Raw genomic sequence first — 24183 nt, 5'->3', positions numbered from 1 at the left:
CGGAGGCTCGCACGGAACGCGGGCGTCCCTGAAAACAGAGTCAGGAGCAGAACATGGCACGAGGCGTAAACAAGGTAATTCTCATCGGTAATCTGGGACAGGACCCGGATACCCGCTACACCCCTAACGGCAATGCCGTTGTGAACCTGAACCTTGCAACGGACGAAAGCTACAAGGATCGTCAGACCGGTCAGCTGGTGCCGAAAACCGAATGGCATCGGGTTGTCATGTTCGGCAAGATCGCCGAAGTGGCCGGCCAGTACCTGCGCAAAGGCTCAAAGGTCTACATTGAGGGCAAGCTGCAGACCCGCAAATGGCAGAACAAGGAAGGGCAGGATGTATACACCACCGAGGTTGTGGTGGATATCAATGGTCAGATGCAGATGCTCGACAGCCGTGGCGCCGAAGGCGGCATGAACCAGGGCGCACCGGCGGGACGGCCTCAGCAGTCCGGCTACAATGCGCCCGCCGGACAGCAGAATAACCCGCCGCCCCAGTCCGGTGGCTACAGCAATCAGCCGTCCCAGGGCAGCATGCCCGAGCCGGTTGATGACTTTGATGATGACATCCCCTTCTGAGTGCGCCGTTTTGCTAGGTAAATCAGGCACTTACGGCATTCGTGCTACAAGTATAGGCTGTTGGTAGGCCTATTGCAAACCTGACTTATCCTCGCCCAGTAATGGGCTTGAACCTCGAAAGAGGGAGGGGAGTGCAGCATGTCAGGAAAAGGCGGGTGGCGGTGAAAGAGTCTAACTTGCGCCCGTCATTGCAAGTCCCATACGGTTAAGCCTGATTGGTTGAACCATAGTCCTTTGTGGGTTTCGGGATATCAGTGACCTATGACTCTTGAGAGGTCACTTCACGTGTAGTCGGGGAGATGATTAGAACACCCGGCTAACCAACCACGTGACACGCGCTCGGTGAGAGTGTTAAGGGGACGTAAGTGGAACCTAAGTGGAACCTAAGTGGGACGCACCTTGACTACCTAGAAATGCGGGATTGCCTAAACAGGTCTCAACTATGGGCCTGCACGGCAACGGAGACTTCGTAGTACCCAATGTTGACCTGTAACGGGTCTAGCAGTCAGTAACCAACCTGACCTGAAAGCTGGATATAAGTTTCTAGCAATAGTAATGAAAGTCCAACCGTAAGGGGGAAGGGAGTCAGACAAGAACATGCCAATAGAGCGAGGTTCGATAGTCAGTGCTATCTCAAAGAACACTCAATGCGCTAGGTGGTATAGGCAAAGCGAGTAAAAGTGGAGCCAAGGTAAGGAAGCTGCACAAGATCATGTGTAGCAACAGGGACTTGTGGACTCAAGCGTATGCGAACATTTACGCCAATAAAGGGGCTTTGACCCGAGGGGTAAATGGAAACACGCTGGATGGATTCGGGGAAGACCGGGTGACTCATCTGATCTACTTGATCCAGACCGGAGTTTACAAACCAAGTCCTTGCCGCAGAGTGGAGATACCGAAAGACCCGAGGAACCCAAAAGGCAAAACCAGACCTCTGGGGGTGCCAAATGGTGATGACAAACTCATCCAAGAAGTAATGCGGATGTTGTTGGAGGAGATCTATGAACCGGTCTTCTCAGATTGGAGCTTTGGCTTTCGGCCAAACCGATCATGTCATACCGCCCTCAATGAGATAAGGGATAGCTGGAAGGGAACCAAATGGGTCTGTGACGTAGACATCAAAGGGTACTTCGACAATATCGACCATGATCGCTTGCTGCATTTTATGAGCAAACGTGTTGATGACCGAAAGTTTCTGAACCTGGTTCGGAGATTTCTGAAGGCCGGATACATGGAAGACTGGCGATACTACGGCACGCACAGCGGGACACCTCAAGGAGGGATTATCTCTCCAATTCTGGCCAACATTTACCTGCACGAACTCGATGAGTTCATGGTGAGTAAGGTCAAGGAGTTCAGCATGGGCAGCCGGAGAAGACCCAACCCTGAATACCGAAAACTTCTGTGCAATCGGAGTAATCGGATAAAATGGCTCAAAGAGCGAAGCGACATAATTGAAGAAAAGGCTGCTATATGGCGGCGTGAGATTCAGGAATGGGGGGAAAGACTCGGCAACATGAGCAGTGTGCTGATGGACGACCCCGGCTTCAAGCGTCTGAGGTATGTCAGATATGCGGACGACTTTTTGATTGGTGTCATTGGCACTAAGCAGGAAGCGAAAGCAATCATGGCAGACGTCACCCGCTTCGTGGAAACGGAGTTGAGGCTGGAAATCTCGCAAGAGAAATCTGGCATCGTGGACCCAAAACAAGGATTTACCTTTCTAGGCTATTCCGTCGTCTGTCGGCGCGAAAGCAAGAGGGTAAAGTGCGTGGTCAGTCATAAGGCTGATGGAAGCAAGGTGCATGGAACTAAACGTACCATTACCGAGCACGTACATCTTGGGGTTCCTCGGGAAAAAGCGCAGAAGTTCGTGGAGCTTAAGGGCTACGGTCTCTATGACTCAGGAAAGGCGTTGGCCAAGAAGGCGCTCCTATTCCATAGCGACACCGAGATTGTTGGTCAGTACAACGCAGAGCTGAGAGGCTTTGCGAACTACTACAACCTCGCGCCGCAATTCTACCTGAATAAGGTAGAGTGGATATGGCAGAACAGTCTCTTCAAAACGCTTGCTGCAAAGCACAAGACGAGCAGGGCCAAAATCGCCAGTCAACTCAAAAGAGGGGACGGCTCCTTTGTTCTCAAGGAGTGGCGAGGGGATAAAGTCTTCGAAACAACGGTGTTTAAGCTGAAAAACCGGGCTGCACCTAGGCCAGGTCAGGTGGATATCCTCCCCAACCCCTATAAATACTCGGGGCGAACGGAGCTGCTTGACCGGTTGAATGCTAGTGTCTGTGAATACTGCACCCAACCCTCGGGTCGTCTGGAAGTGCACCATGTGCGCAAACTGAAGGACATCTCGAAGGGTACGGAGCCATGGAAAAGGCTCATGATGGCAAGACGCAGAAAGACCCTGGTCCTATGCTTTGACTGCCACCGTGATCTGCACAAGGGGACACTACCCGACCTACGCGCTTTCCGGAAAAAGCTTGTTGGAGAGCCGTATGCATAGAAATGTGCACGTACGGTTCGGTGGGGGGGCAACGGCTAACCTCTTTGTGAGGCGCACGTGCCCTACCCAACCGCTTCAATTCGTTATGGTCGAATGGTTTTAGAGAACGCTTATGGCCCTGAAACCCTCGATCTGGCGATGCCGTTTGAAGTCCAGATCTGGAACGGGACTGATTTTGAGCTGCACAGTGATGAAATTTGCTGGGCTTACAATACCGCTGATGCGGTGATAACGGACATACCTCCGAACACCTCCGTGGATGCCAATTCAGGGACAATCAATAGCGGTCGGCCTGCCGCTGGAGCGCCGATCCGTCTCACTGCGCCGGGAGAAGGTAACACCGGTAATGTTCAGGTTGAATATCCCGTGCCTCTATATTGGCAGTCTGACTTCGACGGCGACGGTGTTGAGGAAAATCCGCAAGCAACCGCGACATTCGGCGTCTATCGGGGCCACGACAGAGTGATCTACTGGCAGGAACGATAAAAAAGGGCAGGACCTGAGTCCTGCCCCAAAACATCAACGAACCCCGGCGGTTCGCCAATCGTCAGTCGTCTTCGTGTTCCGGATGGTCCATCCCCAGTTCGTTGATCTTCCGGGTCAGCGTATTCCGTCCCCAGCCCAGAAGTATTGACGCATCACGGCGTCTGCCGCCGGTGTGCTTCAGGGCGGTCTCGATCATGATTTTCTCGAACTCGGGCACGGCCGTATCGAGAATGCCTTTCTTGCCCCGCTTGAGTTCCTGTTCGGCCCAGTTTTTCAGGCCTTCCTGCCAGGTTGTCCCGGTGGTCGGTGTTTCTGCCTGGTGCAGCAATTCCGGGGGCAAGTCATCAATGTGGATCTCGCGACCGCTGGCCATGACGGTCAGCCAGCGGCAGGTGTTCTCCAGCTGGCGGACGTTGCCCGGCCAGGGCAGGGTGGTCAGGTATTCTTCCGCTTCTTCACGCAGGATCTTCGGCTCTACGGCCAGCTCTTTTGCGGCCCGTTTCAGGAAGTGCTGCATCAGGCGGGGGATGTCTTCCCGCCGCTCGGCCAGCTTTGGCAGATGCACGCGAATAACGTTCAGGCGGTGGAAGAGGTCTTCACGGAAGGTGCCCGCCTGGACCAGCTTTTCCAGATCCTGGTGCGTTGCCGCGATGATGCGCACATCCACCTTTATCGGGGTGGTGCCACCTACGCGGTAGAACTCGCCATCGGCCAGAACCCGCAATAGTCGGGTCTGGGTGTCCGCGGGCATGTCGCCGATTTCATCGAGGAAAAGGGTGCCGCCGTTGGCCTGTTCAAAACGACCCTGTCGGGCGGCGCCGGCACCGGTAAAGGCGCCTTTTTCGTGGCCAAACAGTTCGGATTCAATCAGGTCCTTTGGAATAGCGGCCATGTTCAGGGCAATGAACGGGTGGTTGGCCCTGGGGCTGTGGTTATGCAGTGCCTGAGCCACCAGCTCCTTGCCTGTGCCGCTCTCGCCGTTGATCAGCACGGTAATATTGGAGTGGGACAGCCTGCCAATGGCGCGGAAAACTTCCTGCATGGCCGGTGCTTCACCAATAATTTCGGCGTTTCGCTGGGCCATCTCGGCCTGAGGCTCACCACTGGCCCGCTTCTCGTGGCTATGGGCCACAGCGCGTTTGACCAGCGCCACGGCGTCATCCACATCGAAGGGCTTGGGAAGGTATTCAAACGCGCCGGTCTGGTAGCTGGTCACCGCGCTCTCGAGGTCCGAGTGGGCGGTCATTATGATCACGGGCACGTCCGGGTGAACGTCCACAATCTGGGAAAGCAGGGTGATGCCGTCAACGCCGGGCATGCGGATATCGCTGACGATGGCATCCGGCTGTTCGTGCTCCAGCCGCATCATGATGCTTTCACCACTGTCAAAAACTCGGGGCTGCATACCGGCCTGGTTAAGGGCGCGCTCCAGCACCCAGCGAATACTGCGGTCGTCGTCTATGATCCAGACGTTCGCCGGTTGGCTCATGGGGTGTCCTCCAGAGGCAGGAAGATGATGAAGTCGGTTCGGCCTGGTTCGCTTTTGCATTCAACCAGTCCGCGGTGTTGACCGATGATGCTCTGGGTGATGGAAAGCCCCAGACCGGTGCCACTGGCACGGCCACTGATCATCGGATAGAAAATGTTCTGCACCAGCTCCGGCGGAATTCCGGGTCCGTTGTCGATCACGTCGACCCGACACACCAGTTTGTGGCGGCGGTTGCCAATGGTGAACTGACGCAGGGTGCGGGTGCGGAAGGTAATAGTCGGCGGTTCCTCGGAACTATGCCCCGCCTGGTTTTCGAAGGCCGCTTCCATTGCGTTCCGGGCGATGTTTAGAAACGCCTGGATCAGTTGTTCCTTGTCACCCTTGAACTCCGGAATGCTGGGGTCGTAATCCCGTTTGAAATTCAGTCGCCCTTTGCTCTCAGCCTCGAGCAGTGTGCCAACTCTTTCCAGTATTTCATGGATGTTGGTCGGCGCCAGCTTCAGTGCCTTGTTGGGGCCCAGCATCCGGTCAACAAGGCTTCTGAGGCGGTCTGCCTCGTCAATGATGACCCGAGTGTATTCCCGCTGGTCTTCACTGCTGAGTTCACGATCAAGCAGCTGGGCCGCGCCACGGATGCCGCCCAGCGGATTCTTGATCTCGTGGGCCATGCCCCGCACCAGGATACGGGTGGTCTCCTGCTGGGAGATGATGTCTTCCTCACGGCTGATCCGCATCAGCCTGTCCCTGGGCTGGATTTCGATCAGCAGTTCCGTCGGCTCCAGGCTGATAGGCGTTACGGAATAATCCACAGTGAGTCGGGAGCCGCTGGCGAGCAGAAACTCGGCTTCGCGGCGAGTGTAGGATTGCCCGTTACGGACGGCGGCAAACAGGGTTTTCAGGGCGTCTTCGGACTCGACCAGAATGTCCTGGAAGGGCTGGCCCTGGCTTCGGGTCATGCTGGTTTCGAACAGGCTTTCGGCGGCCGGATTAAGATACTGAATGCTCAGATTATCCTCGAGCACCAGGACGGCCGTAGTCAGGCTGTCGAGAATGCTCTTGTATCCGTTTTGCTGGGCCGAAGGCAATGCCATGCGTGAATCCCGTTGGTTCGACAAAGTGTGACCTCCGGAGTTTTGCAAAAAGCGAACCACTTTAGCCAGGTTCACAAATGAATGAGCAAAGTGCGGGCAAAAGGGGACATTGGCGCGGAAAAGTGCCGTAAGCTGGTGCAAATGGAAAGAAAGCCTCTGATCAGTCCGGAAAATGCGCCCCGTTGCTGATCAGAGTATGGCTGCTTTTTGGTGCGATCGCACCAAAATGGTGCGGATATGTGGGCGGCTTGGCTAGTTCAGAGCGGAAGGACGGTGAACCGTGAAGGTAATCGGTGAGCCGGTTTTTACCTGAACCCCGTTTTCATCCACGATATGGACCCGGGCTTCATGGGTTCCACGAAACACGTTGTTGACGGTGATTGAGCCGGAGGTGCTTTGCCCGACAGGCTGCCCGTCCAGGGTCACTTCGTATTTGTGGCCGGGCTGGAGGCCGGGGGTGCTGCGCACCTCGAACTGGACATCGCCGCTGCCACTGTAGAACGCCTGGTTGTTATCCGGATAGGCGAAGGACAGACTTTCGTAGGCAGCGCCTTCCCGCTGAACTTCTTCACGAAGCTTTTCGGTTTCCTGCACAGCCTCTGGCTTGGGCAGGGTGATCGTCGTGACCGGCTTGACCTCTACCGCTTCAGCGCCTTCGCTGGGCTCGTCAGAATAGGTGACGTTGCCGTAGGCATCAACGTTGCGATAAACCTCGGCCGAGACCGGAATCGCCAGAAAAAACAGAAGGCCGGTAACCAATCCAGACTTTGGATTCATAAGCTCACCTGTTATTGGGTTTCCCCGATTATCGGTGGCGCCCGGGGTCTTTTCAACGTCTGCAGCCCCGGATGTTGGTTACATATCGTTAAGGGCTGCAGGCACTGTGCTTTTGCTCAAAAAAAAGCCCCGCACGAGGGCGGGGCTTGTCTGCTTTCTCTCTAAAGAGAGATATTAGCAGGAGTAGTACAGATCGAACTCGACCGGGTGAGTGGTCATGTTCAGCTTCTCGACTTCACCGCGCTTCAGATCCACGTAGCCCGCGATCATGTCCTCGGTGAATACGCCGCCACGGGTCAGGAACTCGTGGTCCGCTTCCAGGCAGTCCAGGGCTTCAGACAGGGTTTCGGCAACCTTCGGAATGCTCAGCGCCTCTTCCTTCGGCAGGTCGTACAGATCCTTGTCCATGGCATCGCCAGGGTGGATCTTGTTCTGGATGCCGTCCAGGCCGGCCATCATCAGCGCCGCGAACGCCAGGTACGGGTTGGCCGCCGGGTCAGGGAAGCGAACTTCGATACGACGCGCCTTCGGGCTGTTCACGTACGGGATACGGATGGAGGCCGAACGGTTGCGGGCGGAGTAGGCCAGCATAACCGGTGCTTCGTAGCCCGGAACCAGGCGCTTGTAGCTGTTGGTTGCCGGGTTGGTGAAGGCGTTGATGGCCTTGGCGTGCTTGATAACACCACCAACATAGTACAGTGCCGCTTCGCTCAGGCCGGCATAGCTGTCGCCTGCGAACAGGTTCTTGCCGTCTTTGCTCAGGGACATGTGTACGTGCATGCCGGAACCGTTGTCACCAACCACCGGCTTGGGCATGAAGGTGGCGGTTTTGCCGTAGGCGTGGGCCACGTTGTGTACGCAGTACTTGAGAATCTGTACTTCGTCAGCCTTGCGGGTCAGGGTGTTGGCGCCAACGCCGATTTCACACTGGCCGGCAGTACCGACTTCGTGGTGGTGTACTTCAATTTCCAGGCCCATGGATTCCATGGCGGCACACATGGCGCCACGCAGGTCGTGCAGGCTGTCCACCGGCGGAACCGGGAAGTAGCCGCCTTTAACGCCCGGGCGGTGACCGATGTTGTTGCGGTCGAAATCTTCGCCGGATACCCAGGCGGCTTCCTCAGAGTGGATATGGTAAGAAGCGCCCTGCATGTCTACATTCCACTTCACGGAATCAAACACGAAGAACTCCGGCTCCGGGCCGAACAGCGCGCCATCGGCGATGCCGGTGGACTTCAGGTATTCCTCGGCACGGCGAGCAACGGAACGCGGGTCACGCTCATAACCCTGCATGGTAGAAGGCTCTACGATGTTGCAGGTGATGTTGACAGTGGTTTCTTCGGTGAAGGGATCAAGAACGGAGGTTTCGTCGTCCGGCATCAGGATCATGTCGGATTCGTTGATGCCTTTCCAGCCCGCGATTGAGGAGCCGTCAAACATCTTGCCGTCTGCGAAAAAGTCTTCATCCACTTCGGTGGCAGGCAGTGTAACGTGCTGCTCTTTACCGCGGCTGTCGGTGAAGCGCAGGTCAACCCATTTGACTTCGTGTTCTTTGATCAAATCAACTGTCTTGGACATTGTGCATGCTCCGTAAGTTATACCGCACAGGCGGCTGTATTCATGTTCGTGGTGCCGGATCGCCCGGATAAACGGGTTCCGATCTGTTTCTCAGGTTCGCGCAGCTTAGCAAATGCCGTTGCGTCTTACCTGCAAATTTCGGCTGATTTCGATAAAGCAAGGCGCTTGCCAATTTTTAGGGCATGCTCCAGAACAGCGCAACTGCAAGGGTTTGGGGCATGTTCACGAGAAATTAGTAGCTCTGGGCTGGTCGCTTGCACTTAATTGGTGCACCGCGTTGGTGCATTTATTGGCTATGCGCCCTAAATGAGTGCGAGTGCTTAGTGTAGAGAATAGGCGTTTTTCTTCATATTAACGACACAGACTTTTCGCTATAATGCGCGCCGCTTCATTTTTTACCCTGTCATTTCCAGATCCCGGATCGGAAAGCACCGTGCAGGGTGCCGGGCAGCCAGCTCCGGTGAATGAGTTCATTTTACGGATTTGAGACGGCATGTGCTGGGATTCCCCCTGCGAACGACCTTCTCAGGTCATTGAGTGCATGCCGCAGGAATATTTTTGTGATTGAAAAACTTCGTAATATCGCCATTATCGCCCACGTTGACCATGGTAAAACCACGCTTGTCGACAAGCTTCTTCGCCAGTCCGGTACGCTGGATCGGAAAGAACTCGAGAACGAGCGGGTCATGGATTCCAATGACCAGGAAAAAGAGCGGGGTATTACCATTCTGGCGAAAAACACCGCCCTGAAATGGAATGGCTACGACATCAATATTGTCGACACCCCGGGCCACGCTGATTTCGGCGGTGAGGTTGAGCGCGTAATGAGCATGGTTGATTGCGTGTTGCTGGTGGTTGATTCCATCGACGGCCCCATGCCCCAGACCCGTTTTGTTACCCAGAAGGCATTTGCTGCGGGCCTCCGGCCGATTGTGGTAGTTAACAAGATCGACCGCCCCGGTGCGCGTCCTGACTGGGTGGTTGATCAGGTATTCGACCTGTTCGACAACCTGGGAGCCACCGACGAGCAGCTGGACTTCCCGATTGTGTTTGCCAGTGCGCTGAACGGCATTGCCGGAATGGATCACGAAAAACTGGATGACAACATGGATGCCGTGTTCCAGGCGATTGTTGACCACGTGCCGGCGCCGAACGTGGATCCGGACGGGCCGTTCCAGATGCAGATCTCCCAGCTGGATTACAACAGCTTCCTGGGCGTAATCGGCATTGGTCGTATCACGCGCGGCAAGGTCAAGACCAATTCGCCTGTCACCGCCATTGGCGCCAACGGTAAAAAGCGTAACGGTCGTATCCTGAAGATTATGGGGCATTCCGGTCTTCAGCGCGTTGAAGTCGACGAAGCCCAGGCTGGCGATATTGTCTGTGTCAGCGGCATGGACGAGCTGCTCATTTCCGACACGCTTTGTGATCAGGCGAACGTAGAGGCGCTGCCGGCGCTGACGGTGGATGAGCCGACTGTATCCATGACTTTCCAGGTGAACGATTCGCCGTTCGCTGGCAAGGAAGGCAAGTACGTCACCAGCCGGAACATCAAGGAGCGCCTCGAGAAGGAACTGCTGCACAACGTGGCGTTGCGCGTTGAAGAAGGCGAGTCGGCGGACAAGTTCAAGGTGTCTGGTCGTGGTGAGCTGCACCTGTCGGTACTGATCGAGAACATGCGCCGCGAGAATTTTGAGCTGGCCGTTGGTCGCCCGGAAGTGGTTATCAAGGAAGTGGATGGCGTAAAACAGGAGCCGTACGAAAGCGTTATCGTCGACATCGAGGAGCAGCACCAGGGCCCGATCATGGAACAGATGGGCCTGCGTAAGGGCGATCTGACCAACATGGTGCCGGATGGTAAAGGGCGCATGCGTCTTGAATACACCATTCCTGCTCGCGGCCTGATCGGTTTCCGGAACACCTTCCTGACCATGACATCAGGTACTGGCATCCTGACCTCGACCTTCAGCCACTACGGCCCGATCAAGGTTGGCGATGTAACCAGCCGCCAGAACGGCGTCATCGTGTCCATGGCCACAGGTACCGCCCTGACATACTCACTGGAAACCCTGCAGAGCCGCGGCAAGCTGTTCCTGGATCCGGGCCAGGAGATCTATGAGGGGCAGCTGTGTGGTATTCACAGCCGGGACAATGACCTGGTGGTTAACCCGACGAAGGGCAAGAAGCTCGACAACATGCGTGCCTCCGGCAAGGACGAAGTCATCGGCCTGGTGCCGCCCATCAAGTTCACCCTTGAGCAGGCGCTGGAGTTCATTGACGACGACGAGCTGGTTGAAGTGACGCCGAAGTCCGTCCGGCTGCGGAAGAAGCTTCTGACCGAAAACGAGCGCAAGCGCGCCGGCAAGAAGTAACGTCAGTAAGGGGTCAGATGAACGCTTTCATCTGACCCCGATTTCATTTGCCCCCACTCTATGCCCCTTTCTTTTCGCTTAAGCTAAACTCCCGGTAAATCCTGTAAACGGAGCGTTCCATGCTCACCCTATACCCGGAAATCAAACCCAACGCCCAGCACCGCATTGCGGTTGATCCGCCTCATGAGCTCTACGTTGAAGAAAGTGGGAATCCTGACGGGATACCGGTTCTCGTCGTTCATGGTGGTCCAGGTGGCGGCTGTGAAGACTATCACCGACGTTTCTTCGACGCTGAACGATTCCGGATCATCCTGATGGATCAACGCGGTGCCGGGCGATCTACCCCGCTGGCAGAGCTTGAGGGCAACAGCACGGACAAGCTGGTTGCGGATATGGAAACGGTGCGTTCGTTTCTTGGCATCGACAAGTGGCTTCTGTTCGGCGGAAGTTGGGGATCAACGCTGAGCCTGGTCTACGCCCAAACGCACCCGGAGCGAGTCTCCGGGCTTGTGCTGCGAGGTATCTTCCTTTGCCGTCCCCGGGATATTCACTGGTTTTACCAGGACGGTGCCAGCCGGGTTTTCCCGGACTACTGGGAGGACTTTGAAGCTCAGATTCCGGAAGCTGAACGGGATAATTTGGTCGCAGCCTATTACCGCAAACTGACCAGCACCAATGAACTGGAGCAGATCCAGGCTGCCAAGGCCTGGTCGATCTGGGAGGGCCGGTGCGCGACGTTGCACCCGAACCCCAGGGTGATAGAGCACTTTGGCCATCCCCATGTCGCCATCGCTCTCGCTCGTATCGAATGCCATTATTTCATGAATTCTTCTTTTCTTGAGCCAGACCAGATTCTGCGTGATGCCCACCGCCTGGCGGACATTCCCGGAATAATCGTCCACGGCAGATACGATATGGTCTGCCCTCTGGAGAATGCGCTGGCACTCAGCAAGGCCTGGCCGGAAGCGGAATTCCAGATCATTCGCGACGCCGGCCACTCGGCTTCCGAGCCGGCGATTGTTGATGCCCTCATTCGCGGTGTTGAGTCCGTTGTCGCGAAAACTGAAAAAAGTGCTGGCTGAATCCCGTTTTCAGGGTTGCGGCCCGTAATGGCCACGGATACACTCTTGCCCGACCTTAATGTTCGCCTGTTCAAACGTCCTCAAGGCAGTGAATGAAAGGATTGATCCAGCGAGTGTCGCAAGCCAGTGTTACCGTGGACGGTGAGCAGATAGCCTCGATCGACACAGGCCTTTTGCTGTTGCTGGGTGTGGAAAAGGGAGATAGCGAGCACGAGGCAAGGGAACTTTGCCGAAAAATCCTCACTTACCGTGTGTTTCCCGATGAGGCTGGCCGGATGAATCGTAGCCTGCTGGATATCGGTGGTTCCCTTCTTGTTGTTCCCCAGTTTACTTTGGCGGCGGATACGTCCTCCGGAACCAGGCCGGGCTTCTCTCTTGCAGCGGGGCCGGATGCCGCCAACACGCTGTATGAACGGTTTGTGGTAGAAGCACGTTCCGGTTTGGGGCCGGAAAAGGTGGGTGAGGGCAGATTTGGCGCAGATATGAAGGTCGGGTTGGTGAATGACGGGCCCGTCACGTTCATGCTCGAGACTCGATAACAGAGTGTATAAGTGTTTGCACTATTGTAGTGCGCGGGTGGTCATGCCGGCCTTTAATGGTGCGGAAATGTCCTCGGAGTCGTTGCGATCCAAGGGTTTTTTCAGTCTAAGTTTTGTTGATAAGGGGTTTGTTAAAATCTGGCCTCGGATTTGATATGCAACTGTAACGCAGCTCACGAGCACAAAATTGCATAAATGATTGCGTTTCTGGTGCCAAAAGAGCTAAAAACGCACTGCAGTTAATTTGCAAAATGAGAATGATTGTATTAAAGCATTTTCATCATCCAGAACTTTAAGAAAGTTCGATAAGTGAGTGATCTGTATAGATCTGGAATCTGCCAGATTTATTCGAAAAAGAAGAAAAGTTACTCCTTTGTCATAAAACTAACATAGGGTGATGCAGAATCGGCCTCATCCAGCCTGACTGGTGAAGCCTTACAAAATCGGGATAAGAACCCGTCGCTAAAACCTGAGTTAACTCAAAAAGGAAGGCGCAACATGAAAAAAACGCTCCTCGCATCTGCTATCGCAGTCGCAACGTTCTCTGGCTCCGCGCTGGCCCAGGAAACTATGTCTGCTTCCGAGCTGGCAGCCAAAATGGATTCCATGCCGACCGTGTAAGGTAACATCCAGTACGTTCTGTACCATGACAGCGTCAAAGGCGGAAGCTCTGAAGTTGAGCACGCTGACAACGGTTCCACCATCGGTGTTTAGCACGACCACGAATTCGCCCCTGGCTGACGACGCCAACGACACTGAAACTTCTACCGTAACCTTCCAGGCTCTGCACAACCTGTCTGACCACATGTATGTGTACTTCGAAGGCTACCTCGGTGGCGGTGACGACGGTGTATACGGCGTTGCTGACGAAAGCGAGCGTTCTATCGCTTCCGTTGGTGGTGTTTACTACTTCTGATCAGCCAATCGGCTAATCCTGTAGTATGAAAACCGGCGACCTCAGGGTCGCCGGTTTTTTTGCGTTTATGAATCCCGAAAAATAAGGCATTGGCATGGCAACCGAACTGGAAATCAAGCTCAGTGTTTCTGAGGCCGCACAGGCACAGGCTTTAAAGTGGCTTTCCTCACTTCCTGAAGTCCGAGCTGGAAAAACCAAATCCCTGATCAATCACTATTTCGACACGCCCAATGCCGATCTGAATCGAGCCAAAGCTGCGCTGAGGGTTCGCAAAGCAGGTGATGACTATATCCAGACCCTGAAAACCCGGGGCGAATTCGTTGATGGCGCCCACCGACGCGAGGAGTGGGAGTGGCCTGTATCCAGTCCTGAACTGGCTTTGTCGTTACTGGAAGACACACCGCTGAATGCCGGGTTGGACCTCAGCCGGCTCCAGATTGTGTTTGAAACCAACTTTCAGCGCCAGGTGCTCTGGCTGGAAGAAGGGCAGACTTCCATTGAGATAGCAGTCGATTCCGGCACTGTGGCCGGCAATGATGCCAGGTGGCCGCTCCACGAGGTGGAGTTTGAGCTCAAGAGTGGGGACGACAGCAAGCTGGTGGCTTGGGCGCTCGAGCTGGCCAGGGAAGTGCCGGTTTTCCTGAATCTGGTCAGTAAGGCCGAGCAGGGCTATTTTCTGGCGGGCCTGTATCACCCGGAGCCGGCGCGTAAAAGCGAGGCGCTTTCCATTACCGAATTCCTTCAGGCCTTGAGTGTCTGTTGGTTGCTGGATCAGCCGTTTCCTGCACAGGAATACGACCTGTCGCGCGTCGCAAATGCGGCTGGCGCCGCAGGGTGCGGTGAACTCTGGGAGTGTGTGATGTCTGATCTGGCCACGGGCGCTGCAATTCGTGATCTCGCTGAAGGCTCCACGACGTTGGGTGTCCTCCAGTTACAGCTTGCCACTGCCGGTCAGTAATCGCCGGTTTCCTGATCCGCGGAATGGGCGCGCCACTGCTTCAGGAATGCCCGGTACCGCTCCAGTGCTTCCTGCACCACAGAGACCTCCGGTGTTTCAGAAGATTTAACCAGTACTATCAGCCCCTTGCCTTCGATTTCTTCGTTGGTTGGCGGATGACAGATAACCTCGTCATCTTCATCAATGTAGGCGAGAGCGGTGCCAATGCCATGGCGTACCAGAGCGCTTACGATGTCGGCCCAATTCAGGTCGTCCAGCTGCAAGTCATAACGATGAGGGTGGTCATGCTCGTAGTTGAACATATCTTCCAGCACTTTCTCGGAACCGGGTGCAACCACAGAACGAACCATAATCTCCGGGTATGTTCTCACTGGGCGGAGCACAATGCGCACTCCGAGGGATTTGAAGCGCCCACGGTTCTGGTCGTTTACACACTCGACAATGGTGCGATGGCCCAGATTGATTTCTGTGAGGCGGTGGGCAATATCGAACGTCAGGCTGTCTGAAAATGGGTCCGCTTCGTCTGCGGCCAGCACAATGATATGCCTCGCGCTGCCTGCATGGACGGCCTTCAGCGCCTCTGGATCAAAGCCTGCTCCGTGGTGATGCACCACCCCGATGTCCGAGAGCTCGGTGGGTAGCCCCATTGGAAACTTCCGGGTCAGAATCATGATTGGAATGGTTTCGTACCCTGGAATCTCCCGAATCTGGGAAGCAAATCTCATAAAATACTGGTCGCCGCCGTGCTGGGGCGTGTTAATGATGATGATGTGGTTATTCATTTTATAGATCCACCTTCCCGACAAAATACGTTCCCGGCGGTAGAACCGGTATTCGATATAGTCGCTGACGATCAGTGTCAGCAGCGTAATTGAGGAGATAAACATCAGCACAATGGTGCTGAACCGCCCGATCATCGTCTGGGGTGCGTAATCGCCATAGCCGACCGTTACCAGCGTGGTCATGGTCAGCCAGGCGGCTTCGGAAAGTGATAGGTCCTCGGCCGCCCAGATGATCAGGATCTGAACTAACAGCAACACGCCCAGGATCGCGAACAGGCGCTTCATCCGGCTTCGAATGAGTCCGCCCATGGGCAGGTGGGTTTCCTGATGCTCCGGATTCAGTGGGCGTCGGTTTCTTTGCATCCGTGTCAGGGGCCTGTTCAGTTGCGGAGAAGTTCGTTATACAGTACCGGAAATATAACAGAGAGACAGGGGTTTGCATTATGTCCGAACCATGGCACGGCCTTCCGAAACTGCTGGCTGAGGATGTCGCCGGGTGTTGGAGTTCGGTGTTTCCGGAGGGGGTTCCGGCCTGGCTGACCTCTCCAGAGGGCATGGATGACGCTGTGGTCGCTACTGCGATCTCCCGCAGCCTCTTCCTGCGCCAGACTCTGGAGCGTCATCCAGAGCAGGTTCAGCCCCTGCTGGCGTCCCGTTTACTCACGGAGCCCACGACCCCTGAATATCTCCAGAGCCGATGGCAGGATTATCTGGCAGGCGTCGATGGCGAGCCGGCACTGCACTCGGCCCTCAGGCAATTTCGCATGGAGTCCCAGTTCCGGATTATCTGGCGGGATCTGATGCGCTGGGCCGATCTGGCCGAAACCATGGCGGCGACCAGCGCGTTTGCCGATATCTGCATTGAAGGCGCCCTTGACTGGCTGTACCAGGACGCCTGCGAGCAATATGGCACGCCTCGAGGTGCTGATCCGGTCACCGGCGAAGAGTCCGACCAGAAGATGGTTGTCCTGGGCATGGGCAAGCTTGGTGGCCGGGAGTTGAACGTATCCTCAGACATCGACCTGATTTTTGCCTTCCCCGGAAAGGGCGAAACCGTTGGTGGCCGACGTTCCCTCGACAATCAGCAGTTTTTCGTCCGTCTGGGTCAGCGGCTGATCCAGGCCCTCGACCAGATAACCGCGGACGGATTCGTTTTCCGTGTGGACATGCGCCTGCGGCCTTACGGCCAGAGCGGTGCCCTGGCTCTGAGCTTTGCTGCGCTCGAAACCTACTATCAGGATCAGGGGCGGGACTGGGAGCGATATGCCATGGTCAAGGCCCGTGTGGTCGCCGGCGATCAGAGGGCGGGGAAGGTTCTCATGGAAAGCCTGCGCCCCTTTGTCTATCGGAAGTATATCGATTTCAGCGCTTTTGAATCCCTTCGCAGCATGAAAGCCATGATCGGCCGCGAAGTACGCCGCAAGGGACTGGAAAACAATATCAAGCTCGGCAGCGGCGGTATCCGTGAGATTGAGTTTGTGGTCCAGGCGTTCCAGCTCATCCGCGGTGGTCGTGACCGGGAACTCCAGCAGCGGGAGCTGTTGGTGATCCTGAAGGAGCTGGAAGAACTGGAGCTATTGCCTTCACCGGTGGTCCGTGAACTGCGCGACGCCTATGTGTTCCTGCGAAACCTGGAACATGCGCTTCAGGGTATGGAGGACAAACAGACCCAGCTGCTGCCGGAAGATGAACTGTCCCAGGCACGGGTTGCTACGATCATGGGATTTGACAGCTGGCAGGGCTGTGAACAGAGCCTCAGGGAACATTGTGAGCGGGTGGCGACCCATTTTGCCAATATCATTGCCACCGAAGACGAAGAAGACGAGGGGCAAGAGTCGCTTGAAGAGGGCTGGTTTGAACTCTGGTTGGCAGAAACGGAAGACAGTGCAGCGGTTGACTGGCTGAGGTCCCGGGGCTACGAAAACCCCGAAGGCACCTTGGCGGAGTTGGCAGAACTGCGTGACAACCGGACGGTACAGACGCTCCAGACTCAGGGTCGCAAACGGCTGAATCAATTCATGCCCATGCTGCTGGAGGCGCTCACCCAGGTGGATAATCCCTCGGAGACCCTGTCTCGCGTGTTGCAGCTGGTCGAGGCCATCTTGCGGCGAACGGCCTATATGGTGTTGCTGCTGGAAAACCCGGGCGCCTGTACCCAGCTGGTCCGTTTGTGCAGTGAAAGTCCCTGGATTGCGAGGCAACTGGCGGAAACGCCGTTGCTGCTTGATGAACTGCTGAACGCCGAAAGCCTCTATCATCCGCCGGCCAAGGCTGAGTTGCAGGACGATCTGCGCCAGCAGATGCTGCGGATTCCGTTTGAGGATCTGGAAGACCAGATGGAATCTCTGCGTCACTTCAAAAAAGCCCACATCCTGCGGGTAGCGGCGTCGGAGCTCAAAGGTACTCTGCCGTTGATGAAGGTCAGTGACTACCTGACCTGGATCGCCGAGGTGGTCCTGGACCACGTGGTGGATGTTGCCTTCGCCAATCTGGTCAGCCGCCACGGCTACCCACGAAGGGAAGATGGTTCCGCCTGCGAGACCGATTTCGCCATCATTGGCTATGGCAAGCTGGGTGGTATAGAGCTTGGGTATACCTCCGATCTTGACCTGGTCTTCGTCCACAAGGCCGATCCGGAACTGGCCACCGATGGCGAAAAGCCCATCGATAATGCGGTTTTCTACACGAGACTGGGCCAGCGGATTGTCCACATCCTGAACACCCAGACGCCGTCTGGTCAGCTCTATGAAGTGGACATGCGTCTCCGGCCCTCCGGCAACTCAGGCCTGCTGGTCAGTACGCTGCAGGCGTTCGACAAGTATCAGCGTGAAGATGCGTGGACCTGGGAGCATCAGGCGCTGGCTCGCGCCCGAGGCGTGGCGGGTTGCAAGGAAACGCTCGAAGCCTTCGAAAGCATCCGGCACGATATTCTCTGCCAGCAAAGGGACCGTGACGCGCTTCGCAAGGATGTCGTCGACATGCGGGAAAAAATGCGGACCAGTCTGGGCACACCGGAGAGCCGGCAGGCCGAGGTATTCCATATCAAGCACGATACCGGCGGCATCATTGATATCGAGTTCATCGTCCAGTACCTGATGCTGGCCTGGTGTGCCGATCATCCGGAACTGACCCAGTGGTCCGACAATATCCGTCAGATGGAAGAGTTGGGAAAGGCCGGTGTGATGGCTGTGGAAGATGCTGAAAAGCTCCGGGAAACCTTCATCGCCCTTCGCTCTACTATTCACCGACGGGCGCTGCAGAATCTGAATAGCCAGGTCGATGGCGATGCCTTCACAGAGGAGCGTGACTACATCCGCGCCATGTGGAAAAAAGTGATGATTGATGCCTGAGGCAAATTCAATTCCGGCAGATTTTCCTGCTAGAATGCCGGTTCCCCCGAAAAACGCTTTTTTAGGAGCAATGAAGAATGTCGATGGCTGATCGCGATGGCGTTATCTGGATGGATGGTGAGATGGTTCCCTGGCGGGATGCCAAGACCCACGTCCTGACTCACACCCTGCATTACGGCCTGGGCTGTTTTGAAGGTGTGCGGGCCTATAATACCGCGAATGGCCCGGCCATTTTCCGCCTGAAAGAGCACACAGATCGTCTTTTCCGTTCCGCCCACATCCTGAACATGAAGATGCCGTTCAGCAAGGACGAGATCAACGAGGCCCAGCGTGCAGCGGTACGGGAAAACAATCTTGACGAAGCCTACCTGCGCCCAATGGCGTTTCTCGGTTCCGAGGGTATGGGGCTCAGGGCTGATAACTTAAAGGTGCACGTAATGGTTGCGGCCTGGAGCTGGCCTTCCTACATGTCACCGGAAGCGAAGGAAATGGGGATCAAGGTGCGCACGTCCTCCTACACCCGCCACCACGTCAATATCACCATGTGCAAGGCCAAGGCGAACGGCAACTACATCAACTCGATGCTGGCCCTGAACGAGGCCATTTCCGGTGGTGCCGAGGAAGCCCTGCTGCTGGACAACGAAGGGTACGTTGCCGAAGGCTCCGGAGAAAACATTTTCATCATGCGTGATGGTGTGCTGCATACGCCTGAACTCACCTCCTGCCTGGAGGGTATTACCCGTGCCACGATCATGGATTTTGCGCGTGAGCTCAACATTCCGATCAAGGAGCGCCGGATTACCCGCGATGAGGTCTACATCGCCGACGAAGCCTTCTTCACAGGCACAGCGGCCGAGGTGCTGCCGATCCGCGAACTGGATGGCCGTGTGATCGGTGCCGGCAAGCGTGGCCCGGTGACCGAGAAGCTTCAGTCTATGTACTTTGATGCAGTCAAGGGCAAGCTGGCCGAGCACAGCGGTTGGCTGACCCACGTAAAAGGCTGATTCCAGAATAACCGCAGGCCGCCGTTTGCTGTTTCAGCCCGGCGGCTTTGTTGTTTAACACACCCTGTTTACTGGCGGGACGAGCAAATGGCAGACGTTATCAAGGTACCGGTATCTTTTGGCGAGGTGCTGGACAAAATCACCATTCTCGAAATCAAGTCCGAGCGCATCAAGGATGAAACGAAGGTCAAGAATGTCCGGCTTGAGCTTGATGAGCTGAGCGCTACCTGGGACCAGGCGGTAAAGGACAAGGCTGCTGAAATCGCCGATCTCCGCAAGCAGCTGAAAGCGGTCAACGAAGAGCTGTGGGTGATTGAAGACGATATTCGGGATCAGGAAGCCGCCCAGGACTTTGGCGCGAGATTTATTGAGCTGGCACGCGCTGTATACGTCACCAATGACAAGCGCGCTGCGATCAAAAAAGAGGTCAACCTGGCCCTGGGGTCTCGTTTCGTGGAAGAGAAGTCCTACCAAGACTACACCGCACGGAAGTGAAATTTTGGGTCAGATGAACGCTTTCATCTGACCCAGCTTTCAGCTTTGGCCACCGGGTTAACTTCAACCCACCGATCCAGCATATTCGTGGCATCTGCAACCGTGATCAGGTCCATCGCCCCCTCGAACTCTGCTTTCGCCCCCCACCGGGCCTGTTCCACCGTTTTGCCGGTAAACTTCTCCAGTGCTTCAGGATACCGGTTCACACACCAGTCCAGAGAATTATAGGGCCCGGAGCGGTAAGGATTGCTTGCGGCAAACAACCCAAGGACATCGGTGCCCACCGCACTGGCGATATGTGCCGGCCCAGTATCGGGCGCTACCACGAGGTCGGCATGGGTCATTAACGCTGTCAGTTGCTTCAGGGTGTCCTTGCCGCAGATGTTGTGCGCTTTTTCCTTCATTGCGGCTTCGATGGCGGCGCAGTACTCGGCCTCGAACGGGGCGGGGCTGCCCACCAGAATCACCTTCATACCGTGCTTCTGAATCGCGTGATCAGCCAGCTGTGCGTAACGCTCAGCGGGCCAGTTACGCAGTGTGTGGCTGGCACACGGACTTATTACAAGGTTCTTGCGGTCATTAGCCAGTTGCTCGCGCGCAAACTCATGGTCTGAATCCTTCAACGGAATCTGCCAGCGCGGCGGCGCGGCCTTGAGGTCCAAAGGTTCGAGGAAGCTGGCAAGGCAGTCTCGCACGTGCTGCTTCGGTGCCGGTTTGATCCGGTGGTTGATAAACAGGCTGTGCAGATCCTTGCTGCGGGCCTTGTCATAGCCAATTCTGACTCTGGCCGGAATGCAGGCAGCGGCGAGGTTGGCTCGGAAAGCCACCTGCATGTGAAGCAGCGCGTCAAACTTGCGATCCGTCATTTGTCTGCGAAGCTCAGCGTAGCCTTTGCGACCAGTCTTTTTGTCGAAAATAATGAACTCAACGCCGGGCAGATCGCCAACCAGCTTGGCTTCGATCTTGCCGATAACCCAGGTAATCTTCACGCCGGGAAGCTGCTCCTGGAGGCTCAGTACGACAGGTATTACGTGAGTCACGTCGCCGATGGCGGACAGGCGAAGAATGCAGATGGAGTTCATCAGATATTGATCCGGTTCAGGTTGTGGCCTGGTGCTGTGGAGCTTTGTCGGCAATCATTGGTAAACTGGCCGTCATTCTAACTTACTCGCGCGTTTCCGTCCCGGCGTGAGTGGGTAGTACGTGCCTTCTTTCAATTTCGGTGACCGGGGGCCCAGCATGGTGGAGTCTGAAATCTGTATCCGGGAAAGGGCTTCGGCAATGCTGATTCACCCGGATTACGAGGGCAGGGTTACCGAGGACTGGTTCAATTCCGCCTCTTGGGGCAATCAAGCCCGCCCGGTAAGCAGCGGGGGCCGCGGCGGCGCCTGGTTTTTGCAGGCCGGAGAGGACAGACTGGTGCTTCGAGAATATCGCCGGGGCGGGTTGATGGCGAAATTTGCGCGATACGCCTATGCCTTCACCGGCGAGGAGTATGTGCGGTCCTTTGCAGAGTTCCGGTTGCTCAACAAACTGGTTAGCCAGGGGCTTCCCGTACCCTGTCCTGTTGCGGCCTGGTATCGCAAACTGTCGCCAATTCAGTACCGGGCCGCCATCATCATTGAACGGTTGGAGAACACTACGCCCCTGGCTGACCTTATCTCGGAGCTGGACAATGAGGCGTGGACGTCCATTGGAGAAACCATTCGTCGATTTCACGACGCCGGCGTCATGCATGCGGACCTGAACTGCTTCAATGTACTGGTCCGGGGCAACGAATACTTTCTGATTGATTTCGACAAGAGCAGGTTGATGACTGGTAGTGCCCCGGCGCGCTGGAAAGAGGCCAATCTTGATCGCTTCTCGCGATCGCTGGTAAAGGTGGCCGGAGAAGACGCACGGGCAAAAACCTGGAGTTATTTCATGAACGGATACAACAGGGGAATGGCCACTTGACCAATCCACAACAGGGCGGATCGCTTCCGTCGATACTTTGTCTTACGGATGCCTGTGATCGTCCGGAGACTGAACTCTTTATCGGGCTCAGAAAGGCCGGGTTCGACGTCGACGTCATGTGTAACCCCAAGGGCCGGAACTATCAGCGTCTTGTCGACGAGGGCATGGTTGCCTGCCCCATGGCCTTGAAGAACCGCTTTGACAAAGAGGGCACCGAGTCCATCCGCCAACAACTGGCCAAGAAAAACTACGAGGTCATTCATGCCTATAATCCCCGGGCCCTGGCCTGCGGATTACGGGCTTCCCGGGGCACGGATATCAAGATCGTCGCCTATCGTGGTGTGATCGGTAACATCAGTTTTCTCAATCCGGAATCCTGGATTACCTTCCTGCATCCTCGCGTCAGCAAGATTGTCTGTGTCGCTGATGCCATCAAGGATTACCTGGCCAGCCTCCGGTTTCTGTGGATGCACATTCCTGAACGGAAGCTTCAGAGAATCTACAAAGGGCACGACCTGGACTGGTATCAATCGCCTAAGGCCGACCTGACACAGTTTGGTGTTCCGGAAGATGCCTTCGTGGTGTGCTGCACCGGGAGAAATACCCCGAGAAAAGGCTTCGATGACCTGATTGAAGCGATCGATAAGCTGCCTGAGGATGTAGATATACATTTGCTGCTGGTGGGAGACGTTATTGATAACGAAGAGATTCAGTCGCAGGCCGCTGCCACTTCTCACCCCGAGCGGATTCACTTTACAGGTTACCGCAACGATGCGCCGGCCATAGCGGCGGCCAGTGATGTGTTTGTGCTTCCCTCGAAGGAAAGGGAAGGACTGCCCCGTGCCGTCATCGAGGCGATGGTCTACGGAGTGACGCCGGTAGTGACCAGTGTTGGCGGTATGCCGGAGCTGGTGGAAGATGGCGTCAGCGGTATTGTGGTTGAACCGAAAAATGCTCCCGGGCTTTCAGCGGCTATTGAGCGGCTTTACCGCGATCGTGAATTGGCGGCCTCTCTTGGGCAGGCTGCGAGGCAACGGATAGCCCGGCATTTTCACACCTCACAGACCGTCACTGAGACGGGTGAGCTATACAAATCGCTGACGGGCAGGGCTTGAATGCGCCGGTACCTGTTTTTTGTAAACCAACCCTATTCCTATTCAATACTGCGACCGCTGCAGGAAGAGATACGGCGCCGGGGCGATGAGGCTGCCTGGTTCGTCGCCGGGTGCTCAACAGCTCCACTTCAGGCCGATGAGCGCCGTCTCGTTTCCGTAAAAGAGGTCATGGATTACAACGCGGATGCGACCTTCGTTCCCGGTGATTGGGTGCCCTACTTTTTTCCCGGAATCAAGGTTGAGGTATTCCATGGCATGGCGCGCAACAAGCGGGGCCATAGCAGCGAAGATGAAAGTGACCATTACCGAATTCGGGGATGGTTCGATCTTTACTGTACGCATGCCCTTAAAGACACGGAAAAGTTCCGTGAACTGGCCGAGCGGTACCAGCATTTCGGGGTTGCTCACACAGGTTGGCCAAAGCTCGATCCATTGCTGTCGCGGAATGAAATCGGGAAGAGAAACCGTCTGGAAAATGAGTTGCCGGTTGTTTTTTACGCTTCAACGTTCAGCCGGTCCGTTACGTCAGCTCCGGATTTGGTGGAGAAGATCGGCGAGCTCTCCAGAAGTGGTCGCTGGAAGTTCATTGTAACGCTTCATCCGAAAATGGATCCGGCGGTTGTGGATCAGTATCGCAATCTGAGCGGCGAGAACCTTCGCTTTGTCGAAAGCGATGAGGATTTGTTGCCCCTGCTTCCTGAGGCGGATGTGATGCTTTGCGATACTTCGTCCATCATGTTCGAATTCATGTTCCTTGATCGCCCGGTGGTCACATTCAGAACCAAAATGCCGGGGCCCTATCTGATCGATGTCCAGGAAGTGGCGAACGTTGAGAAAGCTCTGGAAGAGGCGGTGCAGTATCCCGATCCGCTGATGACAGAAACGCGAGCTCTTTGCGACCAGTTGCACAGTTTCCGGGATGGTCGTTCCAGCAAGCGGGTTCTTGATGCGGTCGAGGACTTCCTGATCAACAAGCGTAGCCAACTCAAGCCAAAGCCGATAAACCTGTTACGCAAACTGAAAGTCCGGCGCCGGTTGCGGAAGGAACTTGCACGCATGGCACCTGAAAGCTCAGGATAGACCAAGCAAAGATCCCGACCAGG

The 24183-nt window shown here is 55.8% G+C and carries 21 protein-coding genes; 15 read left to right on the top strand and 6 right to left on the bottom strand.

Annotation, left to right across the window (positions count from 1 at the left end; all coding sequences use genetic code 11):
• The first annotated feature begins 53 nt into the window (after window positions 1–53).
• The 3 genes from ssb (at window position 54) to AC13DD_RS03915 (ending at window position 3576) form a co-directional block, all read left to right on the top strand.
• Window positions 54–578, top strand: coding sequence for a single-stranded DNA-binding protein (ssb, locus tag AC13DD_RS03925; protein WP_092034262.1), 525 nt, complete (start codon window positions 54–56; stop codon window positions 576–578).
• 826 nt (window positions 579–1404) lie between these two features.
• The gene (locus tag AC13DD_RS03920) at window positions 1405–3090 is read left to right on the top strand and encodes a reverse transcriptase domain-containing protein (RefSeq protein ID WP_273018321.1); all 1686 of its coding nucleotides are present in this window, start codon (window positions 1405–1407) and stop codon (window positions 3088–3090) included.
• A 57-nt stretch (window positions 3091–3147) separates the two neighbouring features.
• On the top strand, window positions 3148–3576 hold the full coding sequence (locus tag AC13DD_RS03915) for a DUF6701 domain-containing protein (RefSeq protein WP_139216055.1): 429 nt from the start codon (window positions 3148–3150) through the stop codon (window positions 3574–3576).
• A 61-nt stretch (window positions 3577–3637) separates the two neighbouring features.
• Here the strand turns inward: AC13DD_RS03915 and ntrC are convergent, their stop codons facing one another.
• The 4 genes from ntrC to glnA form a co-directional block, all read right to left on the bottom strand.
• Window positions 3638–5065: a nitrogen regulation protein NR(I) gene (gene ntrC / locus AC13DD_RS03910; RefSeq protein ID WP_014575986.1), complete on the bottom strand. Its 1428-nt coding sequence runs from the start codon at window positions 5063–5065 to the stop codon at window positions 3638–3640.
• Window positions 5062–6156, bottom strand: a complete 1095-nt coding sequence (glnL, locus tag AC13DD_RS03905; protein ID WP_482930872.1) for a nitrogen regulation protein NR(II) — start codon at window positions 6154–6156, stop codon at window positions 5062–5064. Before glnL ends, ntrC begins: the two co-directional genes overlap by 4 nt.
• A 252-nt stretch (window positions 6157–6408) precedes the next feature.
• Window positions 6409–6933 (bottom strand): DUF4124 domain-containing protein, encoded by a 525-nt coding sequence (locus AC13DD_RS03900; protein WP_053114314.1) that lies wholly within the window; start codon window positions 6931–6933, stop codon window positions 6409–6411.
• A gap of 174 nt (window positions 6934–7107) precedes the next feature.
• Window positions 7108–8511: a glutamate--ammonia ligase gene (glnA, locus tag AC13DD_RS03895; protein ID WP_053114316.1), complete on the bottom strand. Its 1404-nt coding sequence runs from the start codon at window positions 8509–8511 to the stop codon at window positions 7108–7110.
• Between the two features lie 560 nt (window positions 8512–9071).
• Between glnA and typA the strand changes: the two genes are divergently transcribed.
• The 6 genes from typA (at window position 9072) to AC13DD_RS03865 (ending at window position 14378) form a co-directional block, all read left to right on the top strand.
• A complete protein-coding gene (gene typA / locus AC13DD_RS03890; RefSeq protein ID WP_482930871.1) occupies window positions 9072–10883 on the top strand; it encodes a translational GTPase TypA in 1812 nt (603 codons plus the stop codon).
• A 119-nt stretch (window positions 10884–11002) separates the two neighbouring features.
• Window positions 11003–11965, top strand: coding sequence for a prolyl aminopeptidase (pip, locus tag AC13DD_RS03885; protein ID WP_273085656.1), 963 nt, complete (start codon window positions 11003–11005; stop codon window positions 11963–11965).
• Between the two features lie 92 nt (window positions 11966–12057).
• Window positions 12058–12504, top strand: coding sequence for a D-aminoacyl-tRNA deacylase (gene dtd, locus AC13DD_RS03880; RefSeq protein ID WP_273085658.1), 447 nt, complete (start codon window positions 12058–12060; stop codon window positions 12502–12504).
• Window positions 12505–13002: 498 nt separating this feature from the next.
• Window positions 13003–13125, top strand: coding sequence for a hypothetical protein (locus AC13DD_RS03875; RefSeq protein WP_008170889.1), 123 nt, complete (start codon window positions 13003–13005; stop codon window positions 13123–13125).
• Between the two features lie 25 nt (window positions 13126–13150).
• On the top strand, window positions 13151–13420 hold the full coding sequence (locus AC13DD_RS03870) for a hypothetical protein (protein ID WP_008170887.1): 270 nt from the start codon (window positions 13151–13153) through the stop codon (window positions 13418–13420).
• Window positions 13421–13514: 94 nt separating this feature from the next.
• The gene (locus AC13DD_RS03865) at window positions 13515–14378 is read left to right on the top strand and encodes a CYTH domain-containing protein (RefSeq protein WP_008170885.1); all 864 of its coding nucleotides are present in this window, start codon (window positions 13515–13517) and stop codon (window positions 14376–14378) included.
• On the opposite strand, the gene AC13DD_RS03860 is transcribed toward AC13DD_RS03865, so the two are convergent.
• On the bottom strand, window positions 14372–15523 hold the full coding sequence (locus AC13DD_RS03860) for an ion channel (protein ID WP_273085660.1): 1152 nt from the start codon (window positions 15521–15523) through the stop codon (window positions 14372–14374). The genes AC13DD_RS03865 and AC13DD_RS03860 overlap by 7 nt on opposite strands.
• 80 nt (window positions 15524–15603) lie before the next feature.
• On the opposite strand from AC13DD_RS03860, the gene glnE reads away from it, so the two are divergent.
• The 3 genes from glnE to AC13DD_RS03845 all read left to right on the top strand — a co-directional run bounded on the left by glnE (window position 15604) and on the right by AC13DD_RS03845 (window position 20009).
• A complete protein-coding gene (gene glnE, locus AC13DD_RS03855; RefSeq protein ID WP_482930870.1) occupies window positions 15604–18510 on the top strand; it encodes a bifunctional [glutamate--ammonia ligase]-adenylyl-L-tyrosine phosphorylase/[glutamate--ammonia-ligase] adenylyltransferase in 2907 nt (968 codons plus the stop codon).
• 77 nt (window positions 18511–18587) lie between these two features.
• Window positions 18588–19514 carry a branched-chain amino acid transaminase gene (locus AC13DD_RS03850; RefSeq protein WP_473979224.1) on the top strand — a complete coding sequence of 309 codons (927 nt, stop codon included), beginning with the start codon at window positions 18588–18590 and terminating at the stop codon, window positions 19512–19514.
• Window positions 19515–19601: 87 nt separating this feature from the next.
• Window positions 19602–20009, top strand: coding sequence for a DUF6165 family protein (locus tag AC13DD_RS03845; RefSeq protein ID WP_104271632.1), 408 nt, complete (start codon window positions 19602–19604; stop codon window positions 20007–20009).
• Between the two features lie 23 nt (window positions 20010–20032).
• On the opposite strand, the gene AC13DD_RS03840 is transcribed toward AC13DD_RS03845, so the two are convergent.
• Window positions 20033–21091 carry a glycosyltransferase family 9 protein gene (locus AC13DD_RS03840; RefSeq protein ID WP_008170871.1) on the bottom strand — a complete coding sequence of 353 codons (1059 nt, stop codon included), beginning with the start codon at window positions 21089–21091 and terminating at the stop codon, window positions 20033–20035.
• Window positions 21092–21248: 157 nt separating this feature from the next.
• On the opposite strand from AC13DD_RS03840, the gene AC13DD_RS03835 reads away from it, so the two are divergent.
• From AC13DD_RS03835 to AC13DD_RS03825, 3 genes are read left to right on the top strand one after another with little or no spacing between them, the layout of a single operon-like run.
• Window positions 21249–21965, top strand: coding sequence for a 3-deoxy-D-manno-octulosonic acid kinase (locus AC13DD_RS03835; RefSeq protein WP_008170870.1), 717 nt, complete (start codon window positions 21249–21251; stop codon window positions 21963–21965).
• Entirely contained in the window at window positions 21962–23080 is a 1119-nt protein-coding gene (locus tag AC13DD_RS03830; protein ID WP_273085663.1) for a glycosyltransferase family 4 protein, read from the top strand. The genes AC13DD_RS03835 and AC13DD_RS03830 overlap by 4 nt, the downstream gene beginning before the upstream one ends.
• On the top strand, window positions 23081–24160 hold the full coding sequence (locus tag AC13DD_RS03825; protein ID WP_482930869.1) for a CDP-glycerol glycerophosphotransferase family protein: 1080 nt from the start codon (window positions 23081–23083) through the stop codon (window positions 24158–24160).
• Window positions 24161–24183 lie beyond the last annotated feature (23 nt).

This window comes from Marinobacter sp. L-13 (assembly GCF_056857715.1).
The sequence above is the reverse complement of the archived record's forward strand: the minus strand, read 5'-3'. Positions and strand labels throughout refer to the sequence as shown.